Origin of the sequence: Acinetobacter pittii (assembly GCF_022449185.1) — a bacterium.
GTDB lineage: Bacteria > Pseudomonadota > Gammaproteobacteria > Pseudomonadales > Moraxellaceae > Acinetobacter > Acinetobacter pittii_I.
On sequence record NZ_JAKUKO010000008.1, the window covers coordinates 40,519 to 55,313 of the forward strand.

At 39.9% G+C, this 14,795-nt stretch carries 16 protein-coding genes; 13 read left to right on the forward strand and 3 right to left on the reverse strand.

All coding sequences use genetic code 11. The features are described from left to right. Position 1 precedes the first annotated feature (1 nt). From nuoH to MKX14_RS15685, 9 genes are all read left to right on the forward strand, one after another. Complete coding sequence (gene nuoH / locus MKX14_RS15645; protein ID WP_240282933.1) at positions 2-1,018, forward strand: NADH-quinone oxidoreductase subunit NuoH; 1,017 nt, start codon at positions 2-4, stop codon at positions 1,016-1,018. 18 nt (positions 1,019-1,036) lie between these two features. Next, positions 1,037-1,579, forward strand: a complete 543-nt coding sequence (nuoI, locus tag MKX14_RS15650) for an NADH-quinone oxidoreductase subunit NuoI (RefSeq protein ID WP_002120012.1) — start codon at positions 1,037-1,039, stop codon at positions 1,577-1,579. Further along, the gene (gene nuoJ, locus MKX14_RS15655; protein ID WP_014205902.1) at positions 1,579-2,097 is read left to right on the forward strand and encodes an NADH-quinone oxidoreductase subunit J; all 519 of its coding nucleotides are present in this window, start codon (positions 1,579-1,581) and stop codon (positions 2,095-2,097) included. The genes nuoI and nuoJ overlap by 1 nt, the downstream gene beginning before the upstream one ends. After that, complete coding sequence (nuoK, locus tag MKX14_RS15660) at positions 2,097-2,405, forward strand: NADH-quinone oxidoreductase subunit NuoK (RefSeq protein WP_000529822.1); 309 nt, start codon at positions 2,097-2,099, stop codon at positions 2,403-2,405. Before nuoJ ends, nuoK begins: the two co-directional genes overlap by 1 nt. Beyond that, positions 2,402-4,291, forward strand: a complete 1,890-nt coding sequence (gene nuoL / locus MKX14_RS15665) for an NADH-quinone oxidoreductase subunit L (RefSeq protein WP_240282934.1) — start codon at positions 2,402-2,404, stop codon at positions 4,289-4,291. The genes nuoK and nuoL overlap by 4 nt, the downstream gene beginning before the upstream one ends. Position 4,292: 1 nt before the next feature. Beyond that, positions 4,293-5,891 carry an NADH-quinone oxidoreductase subunit M gene (gene nuoM / locus MKX14_RS15670; protein WP_002120006.1) on the forward strand — a complete coding sequence of 533 codons (1,599 nt, stop codon included), beginning with the start codon at positions 4,293-4,295 and terminating at the stop codon, positions 5,889-5,891. A gap of 2 nt (positions 5,892-5,893) precedes the next feature. After that, a complete protein-coding gene (gene nuoN / locus MKX14_RS15675; RefSeq protein ID WP_017386603.1) occupies positions 5,894-7,387 on the forward strand; it encodes an NADH-quinone oxidoreductase subunit NuoN in 1,494 nt (497 codons plus the stop codon). Between the two features lie 100 nt (positions 7,388-7,487). Further along, the gene (gene upp / locus MKX14_RS15680; RefSeq protein ID WP_002120045.1) at positions 7,488-8,123 is read left to right on the forward strand and encodes a uracil phosphoribosyltransferase; all 636 of its coding nucleotides are present in this window, start codon (positions 7,488-7,490) and stop codon (positions 8,121-8,123) included. Positions 8,124-8,239: 116 nt separating this feature from the next. Next, positions 8,240-8,533: a cold shock domain-containing protein gene (locus MKX14_RS15685; protein ID WP_005803269.1), complete on the forward strand. Its 294-nt coding sequence runs from the start codon at positions 8,240-8,242 to the stop codon at positions 8,531-8,533. 19 nt (positions 8,534-8,552) lie between these two features. Here MKX14_RS15685 and gigC read toward each other — a convergent pair whose 3' ends face one another. Beyond that, positions 8,553-9,437 (reverse strand): LysR family transcriptional regulator GigC, encoded by an 885-nt coding sequence (gigC, locus tag MKX14_RS15690; protein ID WP_002120024.1) that lies wholly within the window; start codon positions 9,435-9,437, stop codon positions 8,553-8,555. An 86-nt stretch (positions 9,438-9,523) separates the two neighbouring features. Here gigC and fpr point away from each other — a divergent pair, with 86 nt between their 5' ends. Beyond that, positions 9,524-10,285, forward strand: coding sequence for a ferredoxin--NADP reductase (gene fpr / locus MKX14_RS15695; RefSeq protein WP_002120057.1), 762 nt, complete (start codon positions 9,524-9,526; stop codon positions 10,283-10,285). Between the two features lie 48 nt (positions 10,286-10,333). Here fpr and MKX14_RS15700 read toward each other — a convergent pair whose 3' ends face one another. Continuing rightward, complete coding sequence (locus MKX14_RS15700) at positions 10,334-10,753, reverse strand: hypothetical protein (RefSeq protein WP_014205905.1); 420 nt, start codon at positions 10,751-10,753, stop codon at positions 10,334-10,336. A gap of 290 nt (positions 10,754-11,043) precedes the next feature. Here MKX14_RS15700 and MKX14_RS15705 point away from each other — a divergent pair, with 290 nt between their 5' ends. From MKX14_RS15705 to MKX14_RS15715, 3 genes are all read left to right on the forward strand, one after another. Beyond that, entirely contained in the window at positions 11,044-11,271 is a 228-nt protein-coding gene (locus MKX14_RS15705; RefSeq protein ID WP_002120072.1) for a hypothetical protein, read from the forward strand. Between the two features lie 225 nt (positions 11,272-11,496). Continuing rightward, entirely contained in the window at positions 11,497-13,179 is a 1,683-nt protein-coding gene (locus MKX14_RS15710) for a mechanosensitive ion channel (protein WP_126645178.1), read from the forward strand. Positions 13,180-13,307: 128 nt separating this feature from the next. After that, complete coding sequence (locus tag MKX14_RS15715) at positions 13,308-13,478, forward strand: hypothetical protein (RefSeq protein WP_002120038.1); 171 nt, start codon at positions 13,308-13,310, stop codon at positions 13,476-13,478. Positions 13,479-13,490: 12 nt separating this feature from the next. Here the strand turns inward: MKX14_RS15715 and MKX14_RS15720 are convergent, their stop codons facing one another. Next, a complete protein-coding gene (locus tag MKX14_RS15720) occupies positions 13,491-14,690 on the reverse strand; it encodes an NAD(P)/FAD-dependent oxidoreductase (RefSeq protein ID WP_240282935.1) in 1,200 nt (399 codons plus the stop codon). Positions 14,691-14,795: the final 105 nt, after the last annotated feature.

The window sequence follows — 14,795 nt, forward strand, 5'->3', positions numbered from 1 at the left end:
CATGAATCAAGAAATTATACGTCAAACGCCACTTTGGGCTGACAACTGGCCGATTGCTTACGCTGTCGTTCAAGCAGTTGTAATTTTGCTTGTTGTGGTTTTAGTTGCAGCATTGATGTCTTTTATTGAGCGTCGTTTACTTGCTTGGTGGCAAGACCGTTATGGTCCAAACCGTGTTGGTCCTGGCGGTATGTTCCAGATCGTTGCCGACATGCTCAAGATCATGTTCAAAGAAGACTGGACACCAAAATTTGCTGACAAACTTACATTCCGTTTAGCACCAGCTGTTGCAATGGCAACAGCGGTTCTTTCGTTCATGGTAATCCCGGTGAGTCCTTCACTGGGTGTTGCCGACATGAGTATCGGTTTGTTGTTCTTCATGGCAATGGCTGGTATTGCAGTCTATGCGGTTTTATTTGGTGGCTGGGCTTCAAATAACAAATACTCATTGCTTGGTGGTTTACGTTCAGCAGCTCAAACCATTTCTTATGAAGTGTTCTTGGGTATTTCATTGATGGGTGTGGTTGCAATTGCAGGCTCATTTAACCTTCGTGAAATTGTTGAAGCACAACGTGATGTTTGGTTTGTCATTCCACAATTCTTAGGTTTCTTGATTTTCGTAGTTGCTGGTGTTGCGGTAACTCACCGTCATCCATTTGACCAACCAGAAGCAGAGCAAGAATTGGCAGAAGGTTACCATGTTGAATATGGCGGTATGAAATGGGGTATGTTCTTCGTTGCTGAATATGTCAACGTAGTACTGATCTCTGCATTGATCGTGACTTTATTCTTTGGTGGCTGGTTAGCGCCATTCAATTTAGAAATTCCATTTGTTCCACCAGTATTCTGGTTTGTGATTAAAACAGCATTCTTTGTAATGATGTTCGTATTGGCACGTGGTTCTTTAATGCGTCCACGTTATGACCAAGTCATGAACTTTGGTTGGAAAATTTGTTTGCCATTGGCGTTGGTCAACTTGTTAGTGACTGGTGCTGTGATTCTGATGAATCAGGCCTAGGACAGCAGGGAGTACAAAATGTATAAATTTCTAGCTGGATTCGGATCAATTGTACGTACGTTACTCATGGTGTTTAGCCATGCAACGCGTAAACGTGACACGATTTTATATCCAGAAGTTCCGGCTGAACAGATTGTGCCGCCACGCTTTCGTGGTCGTATCGTATTAACGCGTGACCCTGATGGGGAAGAGCGTTGCGTAGCATGTAACCTATGTGCGGTTGCGTGTCCGGTTGGCTGTATTTCACTACAAAAAGCAGAAACAGAAGATGGTCGTTGGTATCCGGAGTTTTTCCGTATCAACTTCTCACGTTGTATTTTCTGCGGTATGTGTGAAGAAGCTTGTCCAACAACTGCGATTCAGCTCACACCAGACTTCGAGTTAGGCGAATATGTACGTCAAGACCTTGTTTATGAGAAAGAAAACTTACTCATTTCAGGTCCGGGCAAATACCCAGACTACAACTTCTACCGTGTAACGGGTATGGCAATTAACGGTAAAGAGAAAGGTCAAGCACAAAAAGAAAGTGCACCAATCGATGTACGGAGTCTATTACCATGATGTGGCCGTTTTATTTGATGGCACTCGTGGCCATCGTTTCTACGGTTCGTGTAGTGACTAACACGAACCCTGTACACGCTCTACTTAGTCTAATTGTTTCATTGCTTGCTGTTGCTGGTATTTTCATGATCGTGGGGGCGCCTTTTGCAGGTGCTCTTGAAATCATTGTTTATGCCGGAGCAATTATGGTTCTGTTTGTCTTCGTGGTGATGATGCTTAACTTAGGTCAACACACCGTTGAACAAGAACGTAAATGGCTTTCTTCAGATGCTTGGGCATATCCAGCACTCATGAGTTTCTTGCTCGGCTTGCTTTTAGTTTGGATGCTTGGTGGTGAATACACCACTATTTCAGCACCGCTTGGGGCACAAGTGATTGGACCAAAAGTAGTTGGTCAAGCACTCTTTACTCACTATTTATTATTGGTTGAAGTTGCCGCGATGTTATTGCTAGCAGCCCTTGTTGCAGCATATCACTTAGGTAAACGTGAACCAGGTGCAGAAGAGGAAAAAGAATAATGGGCCAGATTCCTTTAGAACATGGTTTGATTGTTGCAACCATCCTTTTTGCACTCGGTTTTTACGGTGTAATGGTGCGACGCAACCTATTATTTATGTTAATGAGCCTTGAGATCATGATGAATGCTGCAGCATTGGCATTTGTTCTTGCGGGTAGCGTATGGGCACAACCAGATGGGCAAGTGATGTTCATCCTGATTTTGACCCTTGCAGCAGCAGAGGCATGTATCGGTCTTGCGATTGTCCTTCAGTTCTATCATCGCTTCCATCATTTGGATGTGGATGCTGCTAGTGAGATGCGCGGATGAGTTATTTATATCTAACAGTATTATTTCCGCTAATCGGTTTTATTTTATTGGCGGCAGGACGAGACAAACTCTCTGAAAACGTTGCAGCAGTTATTGGTGTAGGTTCTGTAGGTTTATCTGCATTATTTGCACTCATTGCTGGAATGGCATTTACCACGAGTGGTCAGCAAGTTTTCGTTCAAAACTTGTGGACATGGTTCAATGTTGGCGGTTTTGCTCCGGGCATTAGCTTACATTTAGATGGCTTATCTTTACTCATGATGGGCATGATCACGGGTGTTGGTTTCTTAATCCACATTTTTGCGTCATGGTACATGCGTGGTGAAGAGGGCTATGCGCGTTTCTTCTCTTATTTCAACCTATTTGTTGCAAGCATGCTTGTGCTTGTATTGGGTGACAACTTGGCGTTGTTATTCTTGGGTTGGGAAGGCGTAGGTCTTTGCTCTTACTTGCTAATCGGTTTCTATTATGCAAACCCTGCAAATGGTTGGGCAGCGATCAAAGCGTTTACAGTGACCCGTGTTGGTGACGTATTCTTGCTTATTGCTTTATTCTTGCTTTACCAACAATTTGGTACGCTGAATACTCAGTACATCGTTGAACACGCAGCAGAAGTAATGACGAAGAGTTCGTCACTTACTATCTGGACTGCATTAATGTTGTTCTTGGGTGCTGCTGGTAAGTCTGCTCAAATTCCATTGCAAACATGGTTGGCAGATGCGATGGCAGGTCCAACACCTGTTTCTGCATTAATCCACGCTGCAACAATGGTAACGGCTGGTGTGTACTTATGCTGCCGTCTATTCAGCGTATTTGAACTTGCTCCTGAAGTGATGCAATTCATTTCGGTAACTGGTGCGGTAACGTTGTTAGTTGCAGGTTTTGCGGCACTTGTACAAACAGACATCAAACGTATCTTGGCTTACTCAACAATGAGTCAGCTTGGCTATATGTTTATGGCTGTAGGTGCGGAAGCTTATCAAGCTGGCTTGTTCCACATGTTGGCTCACGCATTCTTTAAGGCATTATTATTCTTGTCTTCTGGTGCGGTTATTCTGGCTTATCACCACGAGCAAAACATTTTCAAAATGGGTGGTTTGTTCAAACGTAACAAATTCCTGTTTGCTTGTTTCGCGATTGGTGGCGGTGCATTAGCAGCGATTCCATTCTTGACTATTGGCTTCTTCTCTAAAGATGCGATTCTTGGTGAAGTTTGGGTACAAGGTCAATCAGTTGCTTTATATCACACCTTATATTGGGTGGGTGTAGCAGGTGCATTCCTGACTTCAATCTATACATTCCGTTTAATCTGGGTTGTATTCTTTGGTCAAGAAAACACGCCTTACCATGAAATTAAAGGTGCGACTTACTGGGCTCCATTGGGTATTTTAGCTGTATTGTCTACTTTTGTTGGCGCGGTATTAAAAGCACCGGTAGCAGGTATTCTGAATACTGCAAAAATCCCTGAATTCCATGTCGCTGAACAATTTGTAGAAGGCATGCATGGGGCAGAGCACTTAGCAGTAGGTATTGCGCTAGTTGGTCTTGTTGTTGGTATAGCATTATTTACATTTGCTTATGGTGCAGTGAAATCATTCGCTCAAACAAGTTTGGGTTCAGGTTTGGCACATATTTGCCGTACTGCTTTGGGTTTTGATGCATTGTATGACATCGTTTTTGTTAAACCTTATTTATTCTTCGCCAAAATCTTTGGCCGTGATCCGATTGACGGTTTGTGGTTAGTTCTTCCTGCACTCGTGAAAGGCGGAAATAGTTTTACAAGCTCACGTCAAACAGGTTCATTGCGTGAATACGCATCAAGCATGTCACTCGGTGTAGTGGTGTTATTGATGATCTTGATCGTTATTCAGGTAGTGGGGAAATAAAATGGAAAACAATTTAATTTTACCCGCGCTGATCCTTGTTCCGTTCATTGCCGGTTTTATTTGTTGGTTAGTCGATAAGCTCGACAAAACTTTGCCACGCTGGATTGCCTTAATTGGTATGCTCATTACTTTGGGCTTAGGTCTTGCACTTTGGCAAAGTGGAACTTATAGCTACGAGTTGGGTTCTAAAATCCCAACTTGGTCTGCTGAGTTCTATTTACCGTGGATTCAATCACTCGGTATTGGCATTCACTTAGCTGTGGATGGCTTATCTTTACTCATGGTGTTATTAACAGCGTTACTTGGTGTACTTGCTGTTGGTTGTTCATGGGGCGAGATTCAAAAGAACGTTGGTTTCTTCCACTTAAACCTATTATGGAGTTTAGGTGGCGTTATCGGTGTATTCTTAGCGATTGACTTGTTCTTGTTCTTCTTCTTCTGGGAGATGATGCTTGTACCAATCTACTTCTTGATTGCGTTATGGGGTCATAAAGGTTCAAACGGTCGTTCACGTGTTTACGCTGCTACTAAGTTCTTCCTTTACACGCAGATTGCCGGTCTAGTGATGTTAATCGGTATCCTAGGTCTTGTAGTTTATGGCTACATGATGACAGGCATGATCGGTTTTGATTACAACTATTTATTAGCTGTAGCTAACCATTTACCTGCAGGCTTAGCGTACGGTTTCATGATCTGTTTCTTCATCGGTTTTGCGGTGAAGTTACCAGTATTCCCATTACACGGTTGGTTGCCAGATGCGCATGCTCAAGCTCCTACAGCAGGTTCTGTAGACTTAGCAGGTATCTTGATTAAAACAGCTGCGTATGGCTTGCTTCGTTTTGTTATTCCATTCTTCCCGACAGCTTCTGCACAGTTTGCAGACATTGCGATTATTTTCGGTTTGATTGGTATTTTCTACGGCGCATGGTGTGCTTACCAGCAAACTGACATGAAACGTTTACTCGCGTATACGTCGATTTCACACATGGGCTTTATCTTACTTGCAATCTATGCAGGTAATATTTTGACCTTCCAAGGTCTAATGATCATGATGTTGGCACACGGTTTGTCATCAGCTGCATTGTTCATTATGTCTGGTCAAATCTACGAACGTTTACATACACGTGATTTACGTTTAATGGGTGGTCTTCGTGGCCAGCTTCAGTACTTGCCATTTTTCTTGATGTTCTTCGTTGCTGCTCTTGTAGGTGTACCAGGTTTAGGTAACTTTATTGGTGAATTCCTGATTTTGATGGGTTCATTTAATAAATATCCTGTCTTTACGATTCTTGCTTCTATCAGCCTTGTATTTGCAGGTTTATATGGCTTGATCTTGATTCACCGTGCTTTATTTGGTGAACCAAATCCTGAACAAAAGCAACATTACACTAGTCCATTGAAAGACTTATCTGCTCGTGAAGTTGGTATTTTGATGATTTGTGCGATTGGTCTCGTTTGGCTTGGTATCTACCCACAAACATTTTTGGATGTATCTCATTCAAGCATGCAGTGGTTGGTCAATAGTTATGTGCCAGTACAAGAAGTCGTTGAAACTGTTCAGCAAACAGCTACTCAACTTGACCATGTGGAGATCCAATAATCATGAACTTCACAGTATCATTCTCTACGCTTATGCCTTTAGCTCCGGTGATGATTGTTGCTTTGACAACAATCGTCGTCATGTTGTTAATTTCTATTAAGCGTAATCATAATTTAATCGCAACAACCTCTGTTGTCGGTTTAAACCTTGCTGCACTTTATATTTTATTTGCAGTATTTGGCGGTAAGTTTGTACCGGCAAATGTGATGGGCATGTTTATGGTTGATCCATTTACCATGTTCTATCAATTTATGATTTTGATTGCGGCATTGGCATGTTGTACTTTGTCTCATGCTTACATCGAAACTTATAAAGACAACCGCGAAGAGTTATATCTTTTGTTACTTGCTTCAGTAGCAGGTGCAATGTTGATGGTTGCAAGCTCTCACTATGCGTCGTTCTTCATTAGCCTTGAGTTAATGTCGATTCCTGTATATGGCTTACTTGCTTATACTTATCAACGTAGTAACTCACTTGAAGCGGGTATTAAATATCTTGTACTTTCAGCGACAGCTTCTGCAATGTTGTTGATGGGTATGGCATATATCTATGCATATACAGGTTCGCTTTCATTCTATGATTCTGTACAAGCATTATTTGAAGCAATCAAACAGCCAATGGTGTTATTAGGTTTAGCACTTATTATCTTTGCTGTTGCATTTAAATTATCGCTTGCGCCGTTCCATAAATGGACACCGGATGTATATGCAGGTGCACCAGCACCAATGGCAACTTTCTTAGCGACCGCTGCTAAAGTTGCAACAATTGGTTTGTTCGTGCGCTATATGCTTGCTTCAGGCGCAATGATGGTGAACTCGTTAGTAACTATTTTGACGATCATTGCTGTATTGTCGATTTTAGTTGGTAACTTACTCGCTGTTCGTCAAGTTAACTTAAAACGTATTCTTGGTTATTCATCTATTGCTCACTTTGGTTATTTGTTAATTGCTTTAATTAGCATGACTTATGCGAGCTTGGGTAGCGTAACTGTATATGTGGTGTCTTATGTATTAACAACTATTGGTGCCTTTGGTGCGGTAGCGTTAATGTCTAGCCCATATAACAACGTAGATGAAGCACAAAGCCTTGCAGACTACCGTGGTTTGTTCTGGCGTCGTCCAGTACTTACAGCAACTTTAACAGTCATGATGTTATCTTTGGCTGGTATTCCATTAACAGCAGGCTTCATTGGTAAGTTCTTGGTGGTAATGGCTGCTGTAACAACTCAACACTGGTTCTTAGCTGCAATGATTATTGTGGGTAGTGGTATCGGTTTGTACTATTACTTACGTGTGATGGTTGTAATGTATATGACACCACCAGAAACTCCTCGTATTGATGCAGATGCTCATTGGGGACAAAAAGTGGGTGGTTTAATGGTATTAGCTGCTGCTGCATTAGTTATTATTTTGGGTGTTTACCCAGATCCAATGATTAATTTGGCACTAAAAGCAGAAATTTTATCTCCATTACATTTCATGCTTTCACAACAGTAATTCTGGTGTACAAAAAAGCCTCCAAATCTGGAGGCTTTTTTTTATTGAGCGTTAAAAAAAGATTATAATAAATACGTTTTTATATTTTTAGGTAACATCTGTGGCCATTCAAGAAATTCGTCACCCACTTATTCGTCATAAATTAGGCTTGTTACGCCGTGCTGATATCAGTACTAAGAATTTCCGTGAGCTTGCTCAGGAAGTGACTATGTTGTTGACTTATGAAGCAACAAAAGATTTACCAGTTGTGGATTGTGAAATTGATGGATGGGCTGGAACCGTTACTACTCAGCGTATTGCTGGTAAAAAAATAACGATTGTGCCGATTTTACGTGCCGGAATTGGTATGTTGGATGGCGTACTTAATCTAATTCCAAGCGCAAAAGTGAGTGTTTTAGGTCTTGAGCGTAATGAAGAAACATTAGAAGTTCGCACGTATTACAAAAAATTAGTTCCAGATGTGGCTAATCGTCTTGCGATGATTATTGATCCAATGCTAGCAACTGGCAATTCTTTAGTTGCTGCTATTGATGTATTAAAGGCAAGTGGTTGTAAAGATATCCGTGTTATGGTGTTGGTTGCTGCTCCTGAAGGTGTTGCTAAAGTTGAAGCAGCTCATCCAGATGTACAAATTTATACGGCATCTATTGATAATGGCTTAAATGAACAAGGTTATATTGTTCCTGGCTTGGGCGATGCTGGCGATAAAATTTTTGGTAGTGTACAAAAAGATTAATTTTTTGAAATAGCATTAAAAAGAGACTTCATTCAACCGTATAATTTTAAAAACGGAATCGTGAGTCTCTTTTTTATTTACTGCAACGACTGGATTGGAAAAGTAGGGGAAAGATCATGAAGCAAGAGTTTTATACTGGATGGGTAAAACAATATAACCCTGATAAAGGGTTTGGTTTTATTGAAACTACTGAAGGAGATATTTTCTTTCATATTTCTGATTTCCCTGCATCAGAGGGCGAACCGAAAAGAAATGAAAAAGTGAGATTTCTTGCCGCAGATAATCAGGGCAAATTTAAAGCGATCAAAATTGAGCGTGTTGACCCGAATCCTGCGAAAACCAAGAAAAATAAAATTGCGGATCACAATAAAGCGATCACAAGCGAATTGTTGTCAAATTTTCGACGTTAATGAATGAAAAGATCAGGTTTTAAACCTGATCTTCACAGAATTGTAAGAATGCTTTGAGACCTGGACCTTGATACTTTTGACGGTGTACCAGCATATAAAGCGGACGGGTAAGCTGCCAGAATGGTGTATCTAAAATTACTAATTGTCCCTTTTCAATTAAAGGTTCAATGGCAAGTTTAGAAATACATGACATACCTAAACCACCAGCAACGATTTTTAAAATTGCTTCATTGTGACCTAGGGTTAAGCGAATATTCGCATCTGGCAGATCTTGCAATATAGCATTATCAAACACTTCACGAGTTCCTGAACCTTCTTCACGTAAAATCCATTCGACTTGAAGAAAATCATGCGCTGTTAGAGGTCTATTTAAACGTGCTAACGGGTGATTTGGGGCACAGCAAACTGCAAGCTCATCATCACGCCAATGAATACATTGGAGTTGAGGTAAGTGACATGATCCCTCAATTAAAGCTAAATCAAGTTGAAATTGATTGACTGCTTCAATCATTTGGCGTGTATTGCCCACCTGTAATTGCAAATGTGCTTTAGGATGATGCTGTAAAAAGTTTGCCATTAAATCTGGCATGAGGTAATCACTAATCGTTAAAGTGGCCCCAATACGTAAATCAATGCTTTGCAATTCACCTTTTGCAGCTTGCTCAAAAGCTTCACAGCGACCTAATATTTCTAATGCTTGAGGCAATAGAAAACGACCTAAATCATTAAGCTGTAATCGTTTACCTAAACGATCAAATAGAGGCGCACCAAGACCATCCTCTAAATCGGCTAAAGCCATACTTGCTGCACTTTGCGTCAGTCTGACCGCATCACTCGCTTTGGTGACAGTTCCTTCTTGAGCGACTGCTACAAAAACAGCCAACTGGCGTAATGTCATGCGCATGTTTAAAAAGCCTTAACGTTTAAAAGTATTCATTATTTCGGCTGTCATGCTAACATGAGCGCACTATTTCATGCCACGTTGAAATCATGTCAATTGAAAAATTTAGCGTAGAAAAAGTTTTATCTGTACACCGCTGGACTCCAACTCTTTTTAGTTTCACCATGACTCGCCCTGCACATTTTAAATTTACAGCTGGGCAATTCGCACGTATTGGGCTAAAAGTTGGAGAGGAACTCGTTGTTCGTGCTTATTCGGTAGTCTCATCACCATTTGATGAAACGCTTGAGTTTTTTTCGATTGTAGTACCAGACGGTGCATTTACGTCAAATCTTCAACATTTAAAGGTAGGAGATGAGCTTTATTTAGAAAAAATACCTTATGGTTATTTGACTTTAGCTCGCTATCAACAACCTTTACCGCATGATTTATGGTTATTGGCAACAGGTACGGGTTTAGCTCCATTTTTATCTATGCTACAAGACTTCGATACATGGTCTAAATATCAAAAAATTAATTTGGTCTACAGTGTCCGTACCGCAGCTGAGTTAGCTTATGTTGATCGTATTCAAGAGATTGCTGAAACTTTTGGGGAAGGACATAACGGATTTAAATTTATTCCGATTATTACTCGAGATCCATCTGCGCCATTGCATGATCGTTTGCCGATTCTAATTGAAAATGGTGAATTAGAAAAATCTGCTGGTATAGAGCTGAATCCTGCCACAAGCCACGTCATGCTTTGCGGAAATCCGCAAATGGTAGATGACACGAAAGAGGCTTTAAAACGCCGTGGTTTGACGATGAACCGTCGAGGTGAGGGAAATATTGCGGTAGAAAATTACTGGTAATAAATTGCGGTGAAAACAACTTTATAATTAATTTTATGGATATGTTTATTAGTGGACAAACATATCCATAAATTCGCGAATTTCTGAAATTGCGCTATCTACATCGGTTGAAAGCCAAGTTGGCTCAAAAAGACCTGCATAATGTTCCAAACGATCTTGTGGAACGACTAAGCGAACAGGACAGTCTTCTTCTAGTAAGCGCCAAGGCAAGATTGGAACATCATTGTCTAGAAAAATATTGATATTACGAATATCAACAATCATGGCATTAATGCAGTCAGGAAATGGCATGACCGAAAATTCTTCAGTACGGCGACGAAAATACTCTAAATCACCCCATTTGAGTTCATAACTTGGTTTATTAAATTCAATAATACCAATGAGATGTTCGTCTCTCGTCTGATGTATATAACATTGATGTGTGACGTCAGTGTCGAGATCAAGTGTTACGTTTTGCTGACGATACATCATAAAATAGAGCAGCTTTAAAACAAGGGGGCTTATTATAGCCTATTTTATAAAAAGTAAGCGCTAAAACATATTGTATTACAAATAGAACCTCAAAGAAGCTCGAGCATAACTTGTCATTATTTTTTAATGGCTAAATATTTTTGCCTAAATTTTATACTGTTTTTATTATTTTAATAGTAGAGTTTTGCAAACACAGACACCTTAGCATAATGCTTTTTCACACAATGCAACAAACCAAATTGCTATGATGATTATAAAGTTAATGATAAAAGAAGAGGGGAAAGAAGATGCATGATTTTTCAAAACCACCTCATGTGACGAGTCCTGAAGAAACTGCGAAAAAAAGAAGATTGCCAGTTTACATTTTAATTATTGTTGGGCTTTTTCTTATTGCACTCATCGTCTACATGGTTGCTGATCACAGCAAAACACCTAAAGAAGAAGCCGCTTTTCAACATGAGGTCACACCACATGTCATTAAGAGCACTTCAGATTTGAATATTTATAAAGGGTAATAAGCTAACCAGTATATCTTTATAGAAAGCCTTTGGGATGTGACCTGAAGGCTTTTTTTGCAACCTTTTGCATCAATTTGTTGTATTTATGCAGAAGTGTGTTGATTAGAAAATATTCAAAACATAAGGTGAGATAGACCGCATTTATCGTCATTTTTAACAACGAATGGTGTTTTTCATAATTGATGGCACTGAAAAGAACATAACAATTGAGGACATAACAATATGAATGAATTTTTTGATGGGCCTCGCGGCGCTCAGTTTGATGCGATGTATTACTGGGATCAGTTTCATCCTATTTTAGCTGCAATCGTCATCTTACTGGTTGGCTGGATAATCGCTTTATTAGTTGCGGCAGGTGTAAAAAAACTTCTGCAAAAAGTAAATACCAATGCAAAATTATCTTCAGCAACTGGGCGTGCTCCAAACATAGAAGGTCTTATTTCAAAAGTCGTATTCTGGTTTATTCTAATCTTAGCTGTTGTCGCAGCTCTTAATGTACTTAACATTAGTGGAGTAAGTGGCCCGTTCAGCAATATGGTGAACCAGGTACTCGTCTATATTCCAAATATTATTGCTGCTGTTGTGGTGGGTTTTATTGGTTGGATCGTTGCTCGACTGGTGCGAGCGGGGGTGACCAATGTTTTATCCCGAACTCAACTTGATGATAAATTAAGCAGTGAAGTGGGTGTAGGTGGAATTAGCCAGAATATTGGTGAAATTCTTTACTGGCTTGTATTGTTACTTTTCCTTCCGATTGTTCTTTCAATATTAGGATTAACAGGCTTACTGATTCCAGTTCAAAATATGGTAAATGACGCCGTAGCGTTCTTACCAAATATCTTTATTGCTGGTGTTATCGTTTTTGTTGGTTATATCTTGGCAAAAATTGTACGCGGTATTGTTGAAGGTTTAGTAAATAGCTTAGGTGTTCAGGCTCAGGCTGAAAAAATTGGTCTTTTCAAAAGCTCTAATGTAGGCAAATTCTTAGGTTCATTTGTTTTTGCAATCATCATTATTACAACATTGATTGTAGCGTTTGAAGCTTTAGGCATTGAGACAATTTCTCAGCCAGCAACAGCAATGCTCAATGAAATCTTGCAGGCGATTCCAAACATTATTGCTGCTGGTTTAATTCTACTGGTTGCTTATATTGTTTCTCGTTTTGTTGGCCGCTTAGTTGCTGAATTAATTGCAGGTACAGGTGTTGATGAAATTCCTGCAAAGTTAGATGTACAACGCTTTTTAGGTCAAACTAAAGTTTCTAATGCAGTTGGCTGGTTAATTGTATTCTTTACTATGCTATTTGCAGTTTCTGAAGCTGCGGATCGTCTTGGTTTCGATCAAATTAGTGGTCTAATCGCAATGTTTATCCATTTCGGTGCAAACATTCTATTGGGCGCTGTAATCTTGGTTATTGGTTTCTGGCTTGCCAATGTTGTGGCGAATGTGGTTCAACGCGGCGAATATAATAGCTCGCGTTGGTTAGGTAGTTTAGTTCGTGTGTTAATTATTGGTCTCGTACTTGCGCTTGGTTTAAGAGCGATGGGTATTGCAGATTCAATCGTTAATCTTGCATTTGGTTTGACTCTAGGCGCAGTTGCAGTTGCTTTTGCTCTTGCATTTGGTTTAGGTGGTCGCCAACCAGCAGAAAGACTGTTGAGTGATTTGTTAGATAAAGCTAAAAAAGAAGCGAATGAACCAAATCCTCTGTACCAACCACCTTCTACTACGACTACTCCCTCTGCAACTACTAGTTCGTCAACATCTACAGTTGTACCAACGACTACAACTTCACCGTCAACAGTTTCATCTGATGCAAAACCTGCTGACTCTGCACAAGTAAATCCAGCAGAACCACCAGTAAACAAACCGTTTGGATCTACTGGAGAAAATGACGAAATTTAGTAAGTAAAACTAATTTTCAGATAAACCGTACAAAAAATCTTTGATTTTTGTGATAAGTTCGACCACTCTATATTGAGTGGTCGAACTTTTTTGGGCCATTATAAAAAGAAATAAGTGAGGAAAATACGATGAAGAAACCAGGTCGTTTTTTAGCACCGATTGTCATTGCGGGAATTACCGTAGGTTTTTTAGCAAGTGCTTATAAGTTTGTATTTAACAAATCTAATTCATCAAAACAGGCAACAACTCATACGCGTAATTCTGAAAAATCTTCAAATGATTCGAAAGCGTCAAATTAGCTTATTCATCATTTAAACGTATTGTGCTGCTGCATAAGCGGAAGACCAAGCCCATTGGAAGTTATAGCCTCCTAAATGGCCAGTTACATCAAGTACTTCGCCAATAAAAAATAATCCTTTTTGCTTTTTACTTTCCATGGTTTTGGAAGATACTTCGGTTGTATCAATTCCACCTAAAGTAACTTCAGCAGTACGATATCCTTCTGTACCTGATGGTTTGACAGTAAAGCCATGTAACTGTTCGGCAATATGATCTAGCTGTACATCACTGATATTACCAATCGCTGTTTCGCTCTGCTCTGACCATATAAGTTGTTGTAGCTCTTGGATAATACTTTTCGCAGTAAACTCACTAAGAAGGGTGCGCAATAGAACTTTAGGTTGTGCTTTCTTTTTATCTTTTAAATAAGTTGCTAAATCTTGGCTTGGGAAAAAGTCAATTTTAAAACTTTCACCAGTATTCCAATAGTTTGAAAGCTGTAGGGAACTTGGTCCACTCAAGCCGCGATGCGTAAACAATAATGCTTCAGTAAAACTATTTTTCGAGTTACTTAGAGTCACATCTAAAGCATTGCCACTTAGGCGTGTAGTAACTTCTTTAATATGATCTGAAAAAGTAAATGGAACTAAACCTGCGCGGGTTGGGAAAACCTGATGTCCAAATTTTTGTGCCAGTTCATAGCCAAATCCAGAACCACCCAAAGTTGGAATGGATAAACCACCTGTAGCAACCACTAATGACTCACAGCTAAAACGTCCTTGGTTTGTATGTACGGAAAAACCACCTTGTTCTAATGGAACAATCTCTCCAACTTCACAATGGGTTTGGATCTCGACATTGTTGGTTTTATTGCATTCACTCACCAACATTTCTAAAATTTCTTTAGCACCGTTTAGTGTAAATAATTGCCCATGTTTTCGTTCTTCATAGGCAATGCCATAATCACATACCAATCCAATAAAGTCCCAATTGCTATAACGTGATAGAGCAGAAATGACGAAGTGTGGATTATGAGAAATATAGTTGTCAGGCTCTACATATAGGTTGGTAAAGTTACACTTACCTCCACCTGACATTAAAATCTTTTTACCAATTTTATTAGCTTTTTCTAAAATTAAAACCGAGCGTCCGCGTTTAGCAGCATGTGCAGCCAACATGAGTCCAGAAGCACCTGCACCTAAGACAATGACATCAACATGACTGTTAGACATAAGAGATTCTCGATTAATCGTGAAAATTTAAAAAGGGGCATATACTACCATGCCGAGCTTTAGTCATGCTAAAGACATTTATCACGGTAGTGAACAATACGACCT

What these genes read in the sequence shown, in the direction of transcription:
- fpr (WP_002120057.1), top strand. Translation starts at nt 9,524, where the DNA reads ATGTCAATTGAAAAATTTAGCGTAGAAAAAGTTTTATCTGTACACCGC.
- gigC (WP_002120024.1), bottom strand. Translation starts at nt 9,437, where the DNA reads ATGCGCATGACATTACGCCAGTTGGCTGTTTTTGTAGCAGTCGCTCAA.
- MKX14_RS15685 (WP_005803269.1), top strand. Translation starts at nt 8,240, where the DNA reads ATGAAGCAAGAGTTTTATACTGGATGGGTAAAACAATATAACCCTGAT.
- MKX14_RS15720 (WP_240282935.1), bottom strand. Translation starts at nt 14,690, where the DNA reads ATGTCTAACAGTCATGTTGATGTCATTGTCTTAGGTGCAGGTGCTTCT.
- MKX14_RS15705 (WP_002120072.1), top strand. Translation starts at nt 11,044, where the DNA reads ATGCATGATTTTTCAAAACCACCTCATGTGACGAGTCCTGAAGAAACT.
- MKX14_RS15710 (WP_126645178.1), top strand. Translation starts at nt 11,497, where the DNA reads ATGAATGAATTTTTTGATGGGCCTCGCGGCGCTCAGTTTGATGCGATG.
- MKX14_RS15700 (WP_014205905.1), bottom strand. Translation starts at nt 10,753, where the DNA reads ATGTATCGTCAGCAAAACGTAACACTTGATCTCGACACTGACGTCACA.
- nuoH (WP_240282933.1), top strand. Translation starts at nt 2, where the DNA reads ATGAATCAAGAAATTATACGTCAAACGCCACTTTGGGCTGACAACTGG.
- nuoI (WP_002120012.1), top strand. Translation starts at nt 1,037, where the DNA reads ATGTATAAATTTCTAGCTGGATTCGGATCAATTGTACGTACGTTACTC.
- nuoN (WP_017386603.1), top strand. Translation starts at nt 5,894, where the DNA reads ATGAACTTCACAGTATCATTCTCTACGCTTATGCCTTTAGCTCCGGTG.
- nuoJ (WP_014205902.1), top strand. Translation starts at nt 1,579, where the DNA reads ATGTGGCCGTTTTATTTGATGGCACTCGTGGCCATCGTTTCTACGGTT.
- nuoK (WP_000529822.1), top strand. Translation starts at nt 2,097, where the DNA reads ATGGGCCAGATTCCTTTAGAACATGGTTTGATTGTTGCAACCATCCTT.
- nuoM (WP_002120006.1), top strand. Translation starts at nt 4,293, where the DNA reads ATGGAAAACAATTTAATTTTACCCGCGCTGATCCTTGTTCCGTTCATT.
- MKX14_RS15715 (WP_002120038.1), top strand. Translation starts at nt 13,308, where the DNA reads ATGAAGAAACCAGGTCGTTTTTTAGCACCGATTGTCATTGCGGGAATT.
- nuoL (WP_240282934.1), top strand. Translation starts at nt 2,402, where the DNA reads ATGAGTTATTTATATCTAACAGTATTATTTCCGCTAATCGGTTTTATT.